Raw genomic sequence first — 15,812 nt, 5'->3', positions numbered from 1 at the left:
CCCAAGATCTGCTCCGATTAGACTTCCCTGCAAGCGTGAGCACGCCATAAGCTAAGACTTAGAACTTGCAAGAGCTGGCACACTACGCATTACTTGGATGTTATGTGAGGGGGAGTAGATTGTGCCAAGTCGTCAGCGCCTTACAGAAAAGATTGCTCGCACAGCAAAGCCCACGGTTCGGCAATACCAGCTGTTTGACAGTGTCGTATCTGGTTTTGCTTTGGTGATCTACAAGTCCGGCACCAAGGCGTTTAACGTGTCCTACCGCGTCAATGGCCGCCAGCGTCGCTACACCATCGGCCAATGGCCGGCCTGGAGTGTAGTCGCAGCACGAGAGCGAGCCAAAACCATCCGCCGGGAGATTGAGCTTGATTACGACCCGTTGGGCAACCGGGAAGCAGAACGTGTTGTGCCGCGCGTAAGCGATCTTATTGAGCGTTATATCGATGAGCACCTACCCAAACTTGCCGCCCGCAATCAGGCAGACCAGATTTCCATGCTGAGTAAATTGGTGCTGCCGCAGTGGAAGAACCTTCTGGTGCGCGAGATTTCACCTGCGGATGTCAACAAGCTGCTCAGCAACGTGGCCGCTGGGCGACATCGTCCCGCAAAGAAACTCAAACGCCGAAGCAAACCAAAATCCACACCCATTCGAGCCAATCGTCTCGGCGAGATCCTACGCAAAATGTTTAATCTATCGGTGCAGTGGAAGATGCGTCCTGATAACCCAGCGCAAGGATTCCACAAGAGGCTAGAGAATGCCCGCGAGCGGTTCTTGTCACTTGATGAGATCAACCGTCTGTCTGATGCGCTCGAGAACAGCAAAGACAAACGCGGAGCTGATGTGATCCGCCTCTGCCTTCTCACAGGCTCACGTCTGGGCGAAGTAAGATTTGCCCGCTTCGAGCAGTTCAACCTCGAACTGCTTACTTGGTTCAAACCAGCAACCAATACCAAGCAGAAGCGTACCCACCGCCTGCCTATATCACCTGAGGTCGCTGACCTGGTGAGGAGACGCCAGTCCGTTGTCTCTGAAGACTGCCCCTGGCTATTTCCGGGAGATGGGACTGGCAAGCCCGTTCATGAAATGCGCCGTTATTGGCAAGGCATTTTGAAACAGGCAGAGATCTGCGATGTTCGCATTCATGATCTTCGCCATACATTTGCATCTCTTCTGGTGTCTGGAGGCGCTTCACTCGAAGTAATTGGCAGGCTCTTGGGTCACACCCAAATGAGCACAACCCAGCGCTATGCCCATCTGATGGAATCTCCTTTGCGTGAGAGTGTAAATGCAGTTGCAGGTTATGTGACCGCCAAGCCGCGCCGACACACACAGCAAATTATCTCACCTCCTCCAACTTCACCTGTCTTTTCTGCACCAACCTTGACTGCTAGTTCTCCCGTGCCGTTTTCAGCGCCTGCCAAAGAGGCTGAATACGGCGACGGATGGTACTCATATCAGGCGCCTCTCCGGCTGGAGAGACCTCAATAAACCAGTCCTGCATCGCACTGGCGAGCTCATTCAGGGTATTGGGGACGCCTTGCGTAAACAGATGCACACACAGCGGTGCCCACATCCCTTCCCAGTCATACTTAGGCTCACGTCCACCCCGATTGCCACTCCTGCCACTACACTGACCAAGAGCATGCTTTTCTTCAAAGCGATAAAGATCAGTCGCTGGAATCCAAAGCTCATCGGGCTGTACTGCCAGACCTTGCCTGGGGCAGGTGACATAAAGCAATTCGGCACCTTTCTTGCGCAAAGGGATCACGCGGTGCACGAGGCAGGTGCGTGCAGGTACCCCCGCGGTTCCCAGCATTTTGAACAGATCCGATCCGCATAGCTCCACCATCCCACATACTTTTTGTGCCCCGCACACAACCAATGGCGTGCTGGTAACGAGACGAAACCGCCCCGCCTCAGCCCAGCCTGCAATGGTGGCAAGTGGAACACCCCAACGCGCCTCAGCTTCAAAAACTGTGAAATACTCTTTTGATGGCAGCGTCATTGGTATCCCTCCCCTGTGGCATCCAGCTTCTATTGGGCCTCATCAAAGAACACATCACCGCATGTAGTTCGCATTCAGCCTGCCGTTTAGGTCAGGCAATTTCCAGAAAAACTTAAGACCTTTACCGGCTTACAACAGGCCAGCTTCTCAAATCAGCAAATCCAGCAGAGTTGATTTGACCAGAACATCAACTGTTTGAAATACTGAAAGTTTTTGCTGCAACTCGAATTCTAAAATTGACCATTGATATCTATGGGATATTCCAAATCTTCATGAACTCACAGGGGCAGTTGCGGCCCTTGGTTTGAGGCCTCCGATGCATCGAGGGAGCAGCCTCAGGAAGCGGTTCGGTTGTCCTCAATAGGCGTTGCCTTAATGTTTGAACGCCTATGAACGCCTTTCACTGCCTTTGAACGCCTATACGCCCATTTGCCCTCCATGCTTAGCTTTTCCGCAAACCGTTTGAGCCCGAGCGGTCCTGCTTTGGAGGAGCACATGGAAGACAACGTCCCTACCCCGGAACTTGAACAATCAGAACCCAAGGCCGTTCTAGATGGCTGGATGACCCGCGCCCAGCTGGCCAAAGAGCTTGGCGTTTGTGTTGATACGCTGGGCCGCTGGCAGACCATGCGTATTGGCCCGCCTTGCGTGCGTACTGGGCGCCGGGTGTTTTACCGCCGCGCCTCTGTCACCGAGTGGCTGAGGCAAAAGGAAATCCGTGAGAACAGGATTTCGAACCTATGAGCGTTCAAGCGATCACCTGGGCTTATGGGCGGAGCGACATCACCGATCCAATCGAGAAGTTTATACTCATCACCATCGCCAACTTTGCAGATGAATACGGCCTGTGCTGGCCCTCGCAAGCCACGCTGCAGGAGGCCTGCTGCTGCTCGGAGCGCAAGCTGCGCAACTGCCTGAATGACCTGGAAGCGCTGGGGCTGATCACCCGCTACCAACGTCGCCGTGCCAATGGCTCTCGCAGGTCCGATATTTTCGTCCTTACTGGCTTTGACGGACGCAGGGCCATTCCCGATCAAAATGATCACCCTGCCCTAGAAAATCTGGAGGTGACCAAACCGAGAACACACAAGCGGCATGGTGTGCCGGAAGGACCTGCTAGCAACCGGCACGTGGTGCCGCACCAACCGGCATCTGGTGCCGCTACCAACCGGCACGTGGTGCCCCCCTTGAACCGTCATTTAGAACCATCAAAAGAACCTTTTCCCCCTTACCCCCAAAACACGGCCTGTGAGCAACATCGGGTAAAACCTCCAGCACAGGCGGTCCTTCAATCCAAGGAGCAATCCCATGAGCAATCTGTTCGATCCCATGAACCCTCCAAACGCAAAAAATCCATTTCCCATGTTTGGCAGAGAGCCTGGGATGAGGCTCTTGCAGCAACTGACCACCACACGACCAGAACGGCGTCAGGCACCAAGAAATTGAGGAACTAGAGCAGCTGCTCAGCACACTCACACAGGCCAACGCACCTGGAGGATCAAAACCAGTGAGCCTGGCTGTTGGTCAGCTTCTCAATCACTATCCGCAAAAACGGCTCTCACCAGAGGCCATCACACAGCTGATTGAAGATTGGATCCAGGATCTAAGCAGCTATCCAACCGATGTGATCTTCGCTACCTGTCAGGCCTGGCGGCGCAGTTCAAAAACGATCGCTCCCACACCTGGCCAACTGATTGCCCTTACTGAACCCATCATGGCAGCGCGGAACTTCCACATCCGGGTGCTGCACAGCGTATTGGACGCACAAGTCACCCCAAAAGCATCCACCTAGAGGATCGTATGGCGCTCACCACCACCCAGATCGTCGACCGACTTGAACTTGCGGCCAGCACATTACGACGGCTTCCAAATCCGCCAAGATCTACACCACGGCGGGACGGCAACACCTGGCCGCAGGTCATCCATGATGTTCATGAAGCCTATGGTTACAACAAAACCCAAATCCGGGCGGTGCCCAGCGCCAAAGACATTCAGCTCATGGAAGAAGCCATTGATTGGCTACGATACATCTCTGAGCCTGATGACCGTAAAATCCTTTGGATGCGGGCAGAAGGTTTCCGCTGGCGACCCATCTGCATTCAGGTGGGGCTGACCCGTTCTACCGCTCATCGCCGCGCTGTGGCGGCAGTTCTCACCATACAGAGCGCTATAAACAGGCGAAGGTGACGTCACATACACCTCTACCCTCTACATTCATGACCGGCTAATGCCATGGGTTTGTGGAGGAATTCGGTTTCCTTGCATTGACACCTTGCGCCAATCATCGCATGGTCATCTTGAGGCGTCGAAACCTCTCACAAGTAGCGGTCACCGCTGCCGTTATTCGGCGGTCAATTTGTGTTTGGAGTTAGCCCTCCTTACGCAAACTCTCGCTTATGGGCGGGAGGGCGGTGAATATAATACCCTCTCGCGGGGGGAATAAACCCGCCTGTCTACTTGCAGGTTTCGAACCTCCCGCTCGCCAGTGGGTTGTCGAATGCCTTCTGCTGAGCGGTTGTTCAACACCCAAAGTAGAGGGCTTGAAATGACAGAAACTGGTAAAGAGAAATGTGCCCATACGTCCCTTCGCAATGAAGTGGATCAGCTTCGATTATCAACCAACCACCTCAAAAATCTAGTCTATTCCATGAGCGTGGTGATGAGCGAGCGCATGGAGCATACCCAGGAATATGAAGCGTTGCTGACGCTGTTTGACACTGTGCGCAATCACATAGAAAATGCGCAGGCAAGTAGTGAGAGGATCTCCGATCTGCTTGATCCTTGCGCACTGGAAGTCTCAAAAGACTAAAAAATATGGAATACCGAGAGGTCCTGCCTCTCATGGAATATTCTGGCTTGGGAGGCGCAGTGCCTCTCAAGCTTTTAGACGTATATCTATACCTCCCAAGGAGTAATGATATCACCATCTGTAATGCCTATATTATACTGTATGGCTTCCCAGGGAGAAAATACACCATAGCTACCTTTCTTTAGATCTAAAGGAGGGTTATCAGGATCTGTGATCCCGGCATTAATGCCAAGAAATGCGACTTTCTTGTTTGACCGGCTTGAACTAAGCGGTACGAAAACCGGCGCTCCACTATCACCTGGAGTTGTCGAGTAAGAAGTGATCACTTGGTTGGTAAGCGTGCCACCATCCGAAAATCTCACAGTCGCGTCTTTCCCCAAAACTACTCCTTCCTTTACATCTTCAATATTTGACCCTGCCATAAATACGTTTTGACCGATCTCGTATTTTTCGGAAGACCATACTTCATCAATTGCAAAGAAGTTTGGGTTGTCAACTGTCCCACCTTTTCTCCAAATGATACCTTGGCTGAAACGTTCTTTACCCGCTTCATTGGCAAGAACCCATGCAGCATCGCACGAGCCATTCATGTAGTCTGATATGAACGCTACTGTTCCGATCTCATCAGGAGAGCCAGTCTGATAAATGGCCTGATCGACTTCCTTTGCAACATGACCGGAAACAAGAAAACCAAAATCTTCAATAATTGTACAAGGTGCAGTAATCGTTCCAATACCTCGGTCAGCACCTTCCATTTGTAGAGCACCTTGAACCGGACGAACCTGAAGTTGATTATTGTGGCTCATCCTCTGAGGCGAAACTGCCTCCAACCGTATTGGTGTTTTCCCAATCAAACATTGAACCCGAGCAATAAGCTCTTCATGTTTCATCTTACGCTTCAAATCCAAGCCAATAACCAGCTCTTGCACCCCGGTATCTACAAAACACATTGAGACCGGTAGCTCAGCTTCTGATTTGGTTCTAATAAAGTCACTCATTATTCTTTGTGCAAGTTCAAGCCTTTGCATTATCATCTCTATTTCCTTGGTGTTTACACTGACATCCAAGAGACGAGCACAAGCTCATGATGTGAGGAGTGCAGCCCACACCCAATGACTCGTGGTGAAAAAATGATGAACTTCTGCGCTCACAATAACTAAACCCATAGACCGGGAAGGTGCATCACTAGAGACCCGGAAGGGGTGTACTGGCCTCCTTTACCACAAACGAATCTTCTGGCTAATCCAATCTTGCCAACCAGCAAACCCCGCGCTGAGGCGGGGTTATAATCCATGCACTGACAACCAGTTGGTTCAAATCAGACCAAGCTCTCGAAGTGTGGTCGCTGCGTCGAGGAGCTGGTCGGTGTTCACTTCTACTGTTAGGGTCATGCTGTCTGCATTTACTCGGGCCTTAACAGCGGCCTTGTCGTCTAGCTCGGAGGCGATTGGGTCGCACGCCTCATAAGGCCTGTGTTCGTCAAACCCCGCTCTGGGTAGCTGCTGTACTGCAATCCTGATTGTACTGGTTCTCATAAGCCCTTCCTCCGTTAGGGACAGGCACTTTGCCCGTCTTTCACGATCCCTACCCCGCACTTGTGGCGGGGCTAGTCTTCTTCCTAGTCTTGTGTGGTTTAGGCTTCGATTTCTGCTGCCAGCTTTTCGCGCACGGCTGACAGCATGTCCAGGTAGGCACCGCCCTTGTGCAGGATAATCTTGCCGGCCCAGATTTCCTCAGTGAGCTTGTCACCGAAGACCTCGCGCATTTCCTCGTTTGTGTAGCGTAGGATTTCCGTCCCCCATTGGGGGTGTTCGGTGTAGATGTAGTTCACGTGCATGGCGCTTGCTCCTCTCGTCGCTTGTGCCCTTTACACATGGCCTGCCCGCGCCTATTCAGGTACCGCGCAATGCCATACCCGTCCTCACAATCAAGGGCTTATAGGTGTCATACCGCTAATCTCGTGTGTATCTTGGTGCCTGCGAAGTGTGGCTAGCGCGCGTTGTAAAACAAGAGGCCTCTTGCTTGCCGGTGCCGTCCAGTCCCGGCTGCTATCGTCTCGCGACCGCTTTGGGCTGGGTTCAACTGCGTCCTACCGCGTACCCCAACAAATGACCCTGCACTTCTGGCGCGACAGAAACGGGCTGGTTCAGGCAGATTATCGCTATGCTCAGTGGAGCTGCGGTCTCCTCCTCCAATCGCAGTCAAGCCGTGCAATATCCTCGGCACAATCCCATACCATGCATCCCCTACCCCGACTTTTGGGTCCTTCCGGGCCGCAATCGTATGCGGTGGGGCTTTGCGCACCAGATCGCTAGTTGCAGCGGAAAATTTTGGGTGCGCAGTTGGGGTGCGCAGGTGCGCACTTGGCAAACTTCGCACTGCAACACAGCAACAATAACCTACTGAGGCGATTAGTTTTCACCTCACTGGGGTTCGGTCGACCCCATCTCCTCAGGGTGCGCACCTTCAGTTTTGGGTGCGCATCTTAGGTGCGCACTTTAGCTACTCGGGTGCGCACCCTGACTTCCATGGTTCGCACCCAAACAACAGGAGTTACTCTTTGCAAGTCGAGATGATGTCGATTGCGATGCTGGTCCCCTATGCCCGCAACGCACGAACACATCCCGATTGGCAGATCACCCAGATTGCAAGTTCCATCGCAGAGTTCGGCTTTACCAACCCGATCCTAGTCGGCGCTGAGAACGATATTATCGCTGGCCACGGGCGTTTGCTGGCAGCGCAAAGACTGGAGCTCGAGCAAGTCCCTGTTATCCGATTAGCGCATCTGTCTGAGGTGCAGCAGCGAGCCTTGATCATTGCCGATAACAGGATCGCGGAGAACGCAGGCTGGGACGAAGCCCTGCTCCGCGAAGAATTGGCAGCACTTAGCGATGACAGCTTCGATCTGGATGTACTGGGGTTTTCCGATGAGGAACTTGGCGATCTTCTGGGATTTGGAAGTGAAGACACTCCACCGCCTCCACCTGGTGACGAGGATCATATTCCCTCACCTGAGCCGGTACACGCTTCGGTTCCTGGTTGCATCTGGCAGTTAGGTGAGCACCGCCTCATGTGCGGTGACAGCACCTCTTCGGATCACATGAACGCGCTGTGCGACGGAGAACAGGCCGATGGGGTTTGGACCGACCCGCCCTACAACGTCAATTACGAAAGCGCGGCAGGAAAGATTAAGAACGACAATCTCAGTAAAGGCGCGTTCCGTGAATTCCTGCTAGATGCTTTTTCCTGCACCTCAGCTGTCATGCGAGCAGGAGCACCCATCTATGTGGCGCATTCCGAAACCGAGGGTGTCAGCTTCCGCCGGGCTTTTGTGCAAGCTGGATTTAAGCTTTCTAGCTGCCTCATCTGGATCAAGCCCGCTTTGGTGATTGGGCATGCTGACTATCAATGGCGCCACGAGCCCATCCTTTACGGCTGGAAACTGGGCGCATCTCATAGCTGGTATGGTGGACGCACCAACACCACCGTTTTTGAAGCGGACGGCAAATTCCTGCGGGTGATGCCGGACGACAGTCTGCAAATTGATCTGGGAGATCAAGTGATCGTCGTTGAAGGCGAAAACATATCCATGCGCTCGCTCGACAGCACCGTCATCCATCACGATAAACCGGTCAGAAGCGCTGAACACCCGACCATGAAGCCAGTCTCTCTCATCCAGCAAATGCTGGAGAACTCAACCAAGCATGGCGATCTTGTGCTGGATCCCTTTGGTGGCTCAGGTTCCACGTTAATTGCCTGCGAAAAGCTAGGGCGCAAAGCACGGCTGATGGAACTTGATCCCCAATACTGCGATGTGATCGTTGCTCGCTGGCAAGAATACACCGGCAGACAAGCAACGCTTGCCGGCGATGGCCGCAGCTTTGACGAAATCAGAACACTGGCGAGCACAGATGGTTAAAGGCAAGGGACGCCCACGCGCGCTAAGATATGCATCCAAAGCAACCCGCACCGTAATTCATCGGACGGCAAGTGCGGCAGCTCTGATCGGCCCGTTGGAACCAGGGCTGCAGATCACAGGGCTTACTGCAGGACAATTCTCCGCAATAGATGCCATGGAGCACATGGTCTCAGAACTAGGTCCCGCAGATGTACGCATCTCGACCTGGACCACTGGGATCTATGACGTGGAACGCACCCGCCAGATCCAGATGGAAGGCCGGATCAAAAATATCCGCGTCCTTCTTGATCGTGGCACTTTTGAGAAATCGCCTAAGTTTGCAGGACCCCTTATCGAGAAGCTGGGCGTTGATGCGTTCCGCTGTCTGTCGGTCCACGCCAAGGTGGTGATTGTCTCCGGCAAGTGCGGTCAAGCAGTGATGCGCTCCTCTATGAACCTCAACAAGAACTTGCGCACCGAGCAGTTCGACATTGACGTGGATGACAAAGTGACTGCGTTCTACACAAGCTGGTTTGATGCCCTGTGGGAACAATCAGCACGTTCCCAAGACAACAAGGCAATCATTCAGGCGGTCTATGATCGTTATATCGAAGCTTCAGAGGAGCAGAAGGTCAAACATACCTCACCGCAGCAACGCCCCGAGCAGGACGTTACCGTCTCGCTCGATGAAATTGAACAGTTATGGACCTGATACATGGGACTATCACGACGTGCTTATGCTGCCCACCGTAAAGCTTTGGGTTTATCTGGCGGAGGAGAATCCGCCGTTCGCAAGGCAATCCAATCAGGCAGGATCACCATTGAAGCTGATGGCAGCATTGATCCAGCTAAAGCGGATGCGCAGTGGGCGGCATCAACAGACAGCGCGAAACGCAGACAGCCCAAGAGCTCGGAGCGGCAACCGACCAAGCCGTCTACCACCCCTTCAATTCCCGAAGGATCCGATCCAATTGGTGGTTCGCAAGGCATCACCTACGCCAAGGCGCGGGCAGCCAATGAAGCGTTGAAGGCACAACGCTCCAAACTGCTTCTGCAACAGCTTAAGGGTGAGCTCATTGATCGTCGTGCGGCGGTGAACCATGTGTTCGATCTGGCCCGTAAGGAACGGGATTCCTGGCTGCAGCTGCCGGCCCGCATTGCCGCCAATATGGCAGCGGAGCTGGGCGTCGATGCCCACAAGATGGAGTTGCTGCTTGATGAGGTTATTCGCGATCACTTAGCCCGGCTTTCGGAAATCAAGATAGAGCTCGGTGGGTGAGTATCAGGGCACAAGTGACATTCAAACCGCCTGGCTTTCGGGACTGGCACCAGATCCAGCCCTTACGGTTACGCAGTGGGCTGATGCCAAACGCTATCTGTCCTCAAAGGGCGCAGCAGAGCCTGGCAAATATGCAAGTTCGCGCACGCCGTTCATGCGCGCCATTATGGATGCGCTCTCGCCCAGTCACTGGGCTCAGAAGATCATCTTTGCCAAATCCGCTCAGGTTGGCGCGACGGAGGCCGGCATCAACTGGATCGGGCACACCATGGAGGTGGCGCCCGCTCCGTTTTTAGCCGTGCAAGCCAATGAGACCACTGCCAAGCGGTTCTCCCGCCAGCGGGTGGATCCGATGATTGAGGCAACACCTACCATTCGGGAGATCGTGGCCCCGGCCAAGTCACGCGACAGCGGCAACACGCAGCTGGAGAAAAGCTATCCTGGCGGGCATCTCTTCATTGCTGGCGGCAACTCGGCGGCAGGTCTTCGCTCTATGCCAATCCGCTATGTGCACCTGGATGAGGTGGACGCTTACAAGGATGATCTGGATGAGGAAGGTGACCCAGTCACCTTGGCGGAAGCACGCACCCATACGTTTGGTCGGCGCAAGAAGATCTACATCTCGTCCACGCCAACCATTAAAGGGGCCTCGCGCATCGAAGCGGAGTTCGAGCTTTCTGACCAGAACCGCTACTTTGTCCCCTGCCCCCATTGTCTGGGCCTCCAGGTTCTAAAGTTCGAACGCCTCAAGTGGGATTGGGGTATCCCGCGCTCGGTGCGGTATCTTTGTGAGCATTGCGACCAGCCAATCGAGGAACGCTTTAAGACATGGATGATGGATCCTGAGAACCGTGCGTGTTGGCAGCCGACCGCAGATCCGGAACTCATCCGCAAAGCCCATGAGGCTGGTATTGTCGGGTTTCATATCTCGGGGCTTTATTCGCCCATTGGCTGGCTGTCCTGGGAGGCGATTGCCCGCTCCTGGGAAGCAGCCCAGGGCAAGGATGCGCTGCTCAAGGCGTTCAAGAACACCACTCTGGGCGAGACCTGGGAAGAACAAGGCGAAGCGCCGGACTGGCAAAAGCTCTATGAGCGCCGCGAGACCTTCAAACTTGGCACGGTCCCACATGGCGGATTGGTGCTCACCATGGGCGTTGATGTACAGCGTACCGGACGTCTGGAAGCAGATGTCTGGGCCTGGGGCAGAGGCGGAATAAGCTGGCTTATCGATCACATCACGCTGGATGGCGATGTTTTCAGCGAGAATGTGTGGGATGAGCTCACAGAGCTTTGTGCCAGCACCTGGCCTCATGAAAGCGGCGTACCCATGTCCGTTGCCCGTGTGGGCATTGATACGGGCGACGGACATGGGGGTGGATTCCGTTTATGCTTGGGTGCGCAAGATGGGTCGCGGCCAGGTGATCGCCTTGAAGGGCCGCGGCGGGTTTGACCGCATAGCCCCTGTTGATGGGCCAAGCTATGTGGACGTGACTGAGGGCGGGCGCAAAATCTCCCGCGGAGTGGCTCTTTGGAATGTGGCGGTTTCCGTCTTCAAGCTGGAGACCTATCGCTATTTCCGCTTGAATGTGCCCACCGACGAAGATCTTGCCCTTGGCAAAGCCTATTCCGATGGTTTCATCCATGTGGGTCAGGGCGTCAGTACTGAATGGTTCAAGCAGATAACTGCAGAGCAGCTGGTTCAGCGCAAGAACAAGCGCACCGGCTTTGCCAAATCAGAATGGGTCAAAACCCGTGAACGTAATGAGGCATTGGATTGCCGCGTCTATGCCCGCGCGGTCGCCTGGCTGCTGGGCATCGATCGCTGGGATGAAAGCCGCTGGCAGGACCTGGAAGCCCAGCTCAAGCAAGCGCAGCAATCTGCCCCAGAACCTGCGGGCCAACCGCGCCGCCAGCGACGCTCCCGCAAGGCCAAGCAGAACACCTGGTTTGGGAAACAACAGAGGAACTGGTTCAAATGAGCTGGACGCCAGCAGAATTGGCTGCCCTGAAGAAAGCCTATGCAGCTGGTGCCACCCGTGTTTCTTATGAAGGCAAGACAGTTGAGTATGACAGCGGTGCCCAGCTGCTTACCCGCATTCGCATCATTGAAGCTGAGATCTCCGCCTCAAATGGTAAGAAAAAGCCAGTGGCAGGCTTTGTTCGGTTCACCCGGGAGATCCGATGAGAACGAAGTCGGTGCAGGTATCCTTTACCTGGAGTGATCGGGCGCTGGCTCTGTTTTCACCAACTCGCGCCGCAAAGCGCTATGCCAGCCGAGCAACCCTTGCCAATTTACGCCGACTGTATGAAGGCGCGCAAAAGGGTAGATTGAGCGACGGCTGGCGCTCCAGTAATACAGCAGCTGACAGTGAGATCACAGCAGCAGGCGGTCTTCTGCGCGACCGCATGCGTGATCTTGTCCGCAACAATCCACTGGCAGCCCAAGCGGTTCAGGTGCTCGTCAACAACATGGTTGGCCCCGGCATAAGGCCACGGGCGGCCACATCCAACAAAGCGCGCAACAAGAAGATCGACAAGCTTTGGAACGAATGGGCAAAGGCTTGCGATGCCCATGGTCATACGGACTTTCATGGGCTCTTGAGCCTGGCCGTGCGTGAGATGATTGAAGGCGGTGAGGTCTTTGCCCTCAAACGCCCTCAGCGCAGCTCCAAAGGCAAGGTGCCCTTGCAGATTGAGCTTCGCGAGGCCGACCACCTGGATACCTCCCGGCTGAGTGAAGCCAAAGACAATTCTATCCGGCAGGGCATTGAATACGACAAGGCTGGCAGGCGGACCGCTTATTGGATGTTTCCAGATCATCCGGGAGACACCACCTCTGCCTTCACGCGCCGGTTGGAATCCATTCGCATACCGGCAGACATGGTGGCACATCTGTTTGAGCGTCAGCGCGTGCAGTCACGAGGCGTGCCCTGGGGAACGCCGGCCATGACAGCACTGCGCGATCTCGGTGACTGGCAGCTTGCTGAAATGGTGCGCAAGAAAACCGAAGCTTGCCTGGTCGGCGTGGTGCTGGGCGAGGACGGCGATGGCGGGGCCTCTGTTGCACCCACGGTGGAAGATGTTGACGGCAACCAGATCGAACAGTTCTCTCCCGGTATGATCGCCTATGCGCGGGGCGGCAAGGACATTCGCTTTAACACACCGGGCCATTCTGGCGGTATTGCCGAATGGAACCGGGTGCAGATGCATATCATCGCCTCCGGTTTCCGGGTGCCATATGCGCTGATGACGGGTGACCTCAGTCAGGCGAACTTCTCCTCCAACCGGGCAGGCCTCAACGAGTTCCGCCGTATGGTCGATCAGGTACAATGGCACATCATCATCCCGATGTTCTGCGAGCACATTTGGATCTGGTTTGTTGAGGCCGCTTACACCGCCGGGCTCATTGATACGCTGGACGTACCAGCTGAATGGGCACCGCCCAAGTTTGAAAGCGTCAATCCCAAGCAGGATGCTGAAACCGATCTTATAGAGACCAGATCAGGCTTCACCTCCCTGCCCCAGCAGATCGCCAAGCGCGGCTATGATCCGCGCGAGGTGGTGGAAGAACAAGCTGCCTTCCTTATCGAGACCGACAACCTCGGCCTGGTTCTCGACAGCGATCCACGCAAGGTGTCCCGTGCCGGCCTTGCACAAGCTGAACTCGAAACGGGCCCGCAAGCAGAACCATCCAGCAGCTCCCAAAAGGACGAAACCTGATGCCAGAGCAAACGTTAGGCCTGCCGCTTTTGGGGCGGGCTGCAGAAGTGCGCACAGATAGCGTGGATCGTGAGGCACGCACCATCCAGATCGTCTGGACCACGGGTGCCACCGTCCAGCGCATGCGCTGGGAAGGTTGGGATGAGCTTGTCGAATACGACGAAGAGCTTCAGGTTGATGAGAGGTCCGTTCGCCTTGGCAGGCTGGATGCCGGTGCTCCGTTCCTCAATTCCCACAATGCCTGGCGTCTGGAGAATGTGCTTGGTTCTGTTGTTCCAGGCTCCGTGCGTCTTCAAGACGGGAAAGGCTTTGCCACCATCCGGCTGACAGACGCACCTGATGCCTCAGGCATTGTCCAGCGTATCCTGGAAGGCACCGTGCGCAGTGTTTCCGTTGGCTACCGCGTCCACACTTATGAGATCACAGCACAAGAAGGCAAACGTGAACTCTGGCGTGCCACCGACTGGGAGCCTCTGGAAGTCTCAGCAGTCGCTATTCCCGCTGATCCGGGCGCGCAAACCCGAAGCTCAAATGAGATAGCGCCTTCGTTCAGTCCCTGCACGCTTGTTCGCAACTTGACCCTCTCGTCGCCCTCCAAGGAGTCCGTGATGCCAGATACGCCCAATGACAAACCTGCACCAGATACGGTAAGAACCAATCCTCTTAAACCACAGGAGCAAGCAACCTCGCCTTCATCAACGACAGAGGCCACACTTGACACTGAGAGCGTTCGTGTAGAGGAACGCACTCGCGCCAGCACCATCACACAGCTGTGCCGGCGTCATAAACTGGAAGAGAGCTTTGCTGATGATCTGATTACCCGTGGGGTTTCTCTAGAGGCCGCCCGCTCCGAAATCCTCGACAAGATCTATGAAGCCGATCCTTTAAAAGGCAAAACCTCAGAACCTGCACCAGCTGAGGCACGCGGTCAGGACACACACGAGATCAGCTACCGTGATGCACTCACCAATGCTTTGCAACACCGGGCCTCGCCCGATCTCACCAAGCTCAGTGACGAGGCCAGACAGTTCCGCGGCATGACGCTGTTGGAGTTGGCTCGCAATGCTTTGGAACGACGCGGTCTAAGCACGCTTGGCATGAGCAAGATGGAGCTGGCCACCGCCGCCTTTGCCATGCGTTCAGCCGGCTATCACGCCACCTCAGATTTCCCAGCGATCCTTGCCAATGTAGCCGGTAAAACTTTGCGTGATGCTTATGACAGCACCCCGCGCACCTTCCGCCCCTGGGCACGGCGCACAACCATCGTTGATTTTAAACCGGTACAGCGCACCCAGCTTGGCGGCGCGCCGGATCTTGAAAAAGTGCTGGAATCCGGCGAGTTTCAATACGGCACAATGGGTGAAGGCAAGGAAGTCTATGCGCTGGCCACCTATGGCAAGATCATTGCCATCACCCGGCAGGCCTTGATCAATGATGATCTGGATGCCTTTACCCGCATCCCACGCTCCTTTGGAGCCTCCGCTGCTGATCTTGAAAGCGATATCGTTTACGCCATCCTTAAGGACAATCCGGTGATGCAAGATGGCACAGCGCTGTTCCATGCAAAGCATAACAATCTGGGCGCAGCGGCCAGAATTGATGAAACGTCGCTAACGGCTGCCTATCGGGCCTTTGGCTTGCATAAGGGACTGGAAGGCAGGCTGATCTCAGTTCAGCCACGCTACATCATTACCCCGCCTGGCCCCCGCTCGGTAGAAGCGCGCAAGCAGATCACCGCAACCACACCGGCCAACACTTCAGACGTCAATGCTTACGCTGGACGCCTGGAGCCTATCGAAGAGCCCCGTTTGATCCCGGCATCAGGTCAGGATCCCTGGTTCCTGACAGCTGATCCAGCGCGCATTGATACGGTGGAGTTTGCCTATCTGGAAGGGCAGGAAGGCGTCTTTACAGAAACCCGAAGTGGCTTTGAGGTGGATGGCATCGAGCTCAAGGCCCGGCATGATTTTGCTGCTAAGGCCATTGATCATCGCGGGCTCTACAAGAACCCCGGCGCGGCTTCCTCTTAAATCCTGATAAGACCCCGCACCTTATCAGGACAACCTGCACCCGGCTCTACCCAGCTCCTCTTGAGCC

The 15,812-nt window shown here is 55.0% G+C and carries 18 protein-coding genes; 14 read left to right on the top strand and 4 right to left on the bottom strand.

Annotation, left to right across the window (positions count from 1 at the left end; translation table 11 throughout):
• Positions 1–121: 121 nt before the first annotated feature.
• Positions 122–1,492, top strand: a complete 1,371-nt coding sequence (locus tag PsAD13_RS06990; RefSeq protein WP_084404658.1) for a site-specific integrase — start codon at positions 122–124, stop codon at positions 1,490–1,492.
• Here the strand turns inward: PsAD13_RS06990 and PsAD13_RS06985 are convergent.
• Entirely contained in the window at positions 1,392–2,009 is a 618-nt protein-coding gene (locus PsAD13_RS06985) for a hypothetical protein (protein WP_063317706.1), read from the bottom strand. The two genes, PsAD13_RS06990 and PsAD13_RS06985, sit on opposite strands and share 101 nt — an antisense overlap.
• Before the next feature lie 495 nt (positions 2,010–2,504).
• Between PsAD13_RS06985 and PsAD13_RS06980 the strand changes: the two genes are divergently transcribed.
• From PsAD13_RS06980 to PsAD13_RS06960, 5 genes are all read left to right on the top strand, one after another.
• The gene (locus PsAD13_RS06980; RefSeq protein ID WP_063317705.1) at positions 2,505–2,753 is read left to right on the top strand and encodes a helix-turn-helix domain-containing protein; all 249 of its coding nucleotides are present in this window, start codon (positions 2,505–2,507) and stop codon (positions 2,751–2,753) included.
• Entirely contained in the window at positions 2,750–3,463 is a 714-nt protein-coding gene (locus PsAD13_RS06975; RefSeq protein WP_063317704.1) for a helix-turn-helix domain-containing protein, read from the top strand. The genes PsAD13_RS06980 and PsAD13_RS06975 overlap by 4 nt, the downstream gene beginning before the upstream one ends.
• A gap of 53 nt (positions 3,464–3,516) precedes the next feature.
• Entirely contained in the window at positions 3,517–3,801 is a 285-nt protein-coding gene (locus PsAD13_RS06970) for a hypothetical protein (protein WP_063317703.1), read from the top strand.
• Between the two features lie 8 nt (positions 3,802–3,809).
• Positions 3,810–4,196 (top strand): DUF6362 family protein, encoded by a 387-nt coding sequence (locus PsAD13_RS06965; protein WP_063317702.1) that lies wholly within the window; start codon positions 3,810–3,812, stop codon positions 4,194–4,196.
• A 358-nt stretch (positions 4,197–4,554) separates the two neighbouring features.
• Positions 4,555–4,818: a hypothetical protein gene (locus PsAD13_RS06960; RefSeq protein WP_063317701.1), complete on the top strand. Its 264-nt coding sequence runs from the start codon at positions 4,555–4,557 to the stop codon at positions 4,816–4,818.
• Between the two features lie 86 nt (positions 4,819–4,904).
• Here PsAD13_RS06960 and PsAD13_RS06955 read toward each other — a convergent pair whose 3' ends face one another.
• The 3 genes from PsAD13_RS06955 to PsAD13_RS06945 all read right to left on the bottom strand — a co-directional run bounded on the left by PsAD13_RS06955 (position 4,905) and on the right by PsAD13_RS06945 (position 6,655).
• Entirely contained in the window at positions 4,905–5,846 is a 942-nt protein-coding gene (locus tag PsAD13_RS06955; protein ID WP_153040858.1) for a hypothetical protein, read from the bottom strand.
• A gap of 285 nt (positions 5,847–6,131) precedes the next feature.
• On the bottom strand, positions 6,132–6,353 hold the full coding sequence (locus PsAD13_RS06950; protein ID WP_063317699.1) for a hypothetical protein: 222 nt from the start codon (positions 6,351–6,353) through the stop codon (positions 6,132–6,134).
• A 98-nt stretch (positions 6,354–6,451) separates the two neighbouring features.
• A complete protein-coding gene (locus PsAD13_RS06945; protein ID WP_063317698.1) occupies positions 6,452–6,655 on the bottom strand; it encodes a hypothetical protein in 204 nt (67 codons plus the stop codon).
• A gap of 723 nt (positions 6,656–7,378) precedes the next feature.
• Here PsAD13_RS06945 and PsAD13_RS06940 point away from each other — a divergent pair.
• Genes PsAD13_RS06940 through PsAD13_RS06910 form a run of 8 tightly spaced genes read left to right on the top strand, consistent with a single transcriptional unit; the run spans position 7,379 to position 15,745 of the window.
• Positions 7,379–8,737, top strand: a complete 1,359-nt coding sequence (locus PsAD13_RS06940; RefSeq protein WP_153040857.1) for a site-specific DNA-methyltransferase — start codon at positions 7,379–7,381, stop codon at positions 8,735–8,737.
• Positions 8,730–9,428 carry a hypothetical protein gene (locus PsAD13_RS06935; protein ID WP_063317696.1) on the top strand — a complete coding sequence of 233 codons (699 nt, stop codon included), beginning with the start codon at positions 8,730–8,732 and terminating at the stop codon, positions 9,426–9,428. Before PsAD13_RS06940 ends, PsAD13_RS06935 begins: the two co-directional genes overlap by 8 nt.
• 3 nt (positions 9,429–9,431) lie before the next feature.
• Entirely contained in the window at positions 9,432–9,995 is a 564-nt protein-coding gene (locus PsAD13_RS06930) for a hypothetical protein (RefSeq protein WP_063317695.1), read from the top strand.
• Complete coding sequence (locus tag PsAD13_RS28470) at positions 9,988–11,445, top strand: terminase gpA endonuclease subunit (RefSeq protein ID WP_208986484.1); 1,458 nt, start codon at positions 9,988–9,990, stop codon at positions 11,443–11,445. The genes PsAD13_RS06930 and PsAD13_RS28470 overlap by 8 nt, the downstream gene beginning before the upstream one ends.
• Positions 11,399–11,974 (top strand): terminase gpA endonuclease subunit, encoded by a 576-nt coding sequence (locus tag PsAD13_RS28465; protein WP_208986483.1) that lies wholly within the window; start codon positions 11,399–11,401, stop codon positions 11,972–11,974. Before PsAD13_RS28470 ends, PsAD13_RS28465 begins: the two co-directional genes overlap by 47 nt.
• Positions 11,971–12,180, top strand: a complete 210-nt coding sequence (locus tag PsAD13_RS06920) for a hypothetical protein (RefSeq protein WP_063311391.1) — start codon at positions 11,971–11,973, stop codon at positions 12,178–12,180. Before PsAD13_RS28465 ends, PsAD13_RS06920 begins: the two co-directional genes overlap by 4 nt.
• Positions 12,177–13,715, top strand: a complete 1,539-nt coding sequence (locus tag PsAD13_RS06915) for a phage portal protein (RefSeq protein ID WP_063317694.1) — start codon at positions 12,177–12,179, stop codon at positions 13,713–13,715. The genes PsAD13_RS06920 and PsAD13_RS06915 overlap by 4 nt, the downstream gene beginning before the upstream one ends.
• On the top strand, positions 13,715–15,745 hold the full coding sequence (locus PsAD13_RS06910) for a prohead protease/major capsid protein fusion protein (protein WP_063317693.1): 2,031 nt from the start codon (positions 13,715–13,717) through the stop codon (positions 15,743–15,745). The genes PsAD13_RS06915 and PsAD13_RS06910 overlap by 1 nt, the downstream gene beginning before the upstream one ends.
• Positions 15,746–15,812 lie beyond the last annotated feature (67 nt).

The organism is Pseudovibrio sp. Ad13 (assembly GCF_001623225.1).
Taxonomy (GTDB): domain Bacteria; phylum Pseudomonadota; class Alphaproteobacteria; order Rhizobiales; family Stappiaceae; genus Pseudovibrio.
This window is presented reverse-complemented; position numbering and strand designations above follow the sequence as displayed.

What these genes read in the sequence shown, in the direction of transcription:
- PsAD13_RS06930 (WP_063317695.1), top strand. Translation starts at nt 9,432, where the DNA reads ATGGGACTATCACGACGTGCTTATGCTGCCCACCGTAAAGCTTTGGGT.
- PsAD13_RS06920 (WP_063311391.1), top strand. Translation starts at nt 11,971, where the DNA reads ATGAGCTGGACGCCAGCAGAATTGGCTGCCCTGAAGAAAGCCTATGCA.
- PsAD13_RS28465 (WP_208986483.1), top strand. Translation starts at nt 11,399, where the DNA reads ATGGGTCGCGGCCAGGTGATCGCCTTGAAGGGCCGCGGCGGGTTTGAC.
- PsAD13_RS06915 (WP_063317694.1), top strand. Translation starts at nt 12,177, where the DNA reads ATGAGAACGAAGTCGGTGCAGGTATCCTTTACCTGGAGTGATCGGGCG.
- PsAD13_RS06965 (WP_063317702.1), top strand. Translation starts at nt 3,810, where the DNA reads ATGGCGCTCACCACCACCCAGATCGTCGACCGACTTGAACTTGCGGCC.
- PsAD13_RS06945 (WP_063317698.1), bottom strand. Translation starts at nt 6,655, where the DNA reads ATGCACGTGAACTACATCTACACCGAACACCCCCAATGGGGGACGGAA.
- PsAD13_RS06980 (WP_063317705.1), top strand. Translation starts at nt 2,505, where the DNA reads ATGGAAGACAACGTCCCTACCCCGGAACTTGAACAATCAGAACCCAAG.
- PsAD13_RS06955 (WP_153040858.1), bottom strand. Translation starts at nt 5,846, where the DNA reads ATGCAAAGGCTTGAACTTGCACAAAGAATAATGAGTGACTTTATTAGA.
- PsAD13_RS06910 (WP_063317693.1), top strand. Translation starts at nt 13,715, where the DNA reads ATGCCAGAGCAAACGTTAGGCCTGCCGCTTTTGGGGCGGGCTGCAGAA.
- PsAD13_RS06960 (WP_063317701.1), top strand. Translation starts at nt 4,555, where the DNA reads ATGACAGAAACTGGTAAAGAGAAATGTGCCCATACGTCCCTTCGCAAT.
- PsAD13_RS06935 (WP_063317696.1), top strand. Translation starts at nt 8,730, where the DNA reads ATGGTTAAAGGCAAGGGACGCCCACGCGCGCTAAGATATGCATCCAAA.
- PsAD13_RS06950 (WP_063317699.1), bottom strand. Translation starts at nt 6,353, where the DNA reads ATGAGAACCAGTACAATCAGGATTGCAGTACAGCAGCTACCCAGAGCG.
- PsAD13_RS06985 (WP_063317706.1), bottom strand. Translation starts at nt 2,009, where the DNA reads ATGACGCTGCCATCAAAAGAGTATTTCACAGTTTTTGAAGCTGAGGCG.
- PsAD13_RS06975 (WP_063317704.1), top strand. Translation starts at nt 2,750, where the DNA reads ATGAGCGTTCAAGCGATCACCTGGGCTTATGGGCGGAGCGACATCACC.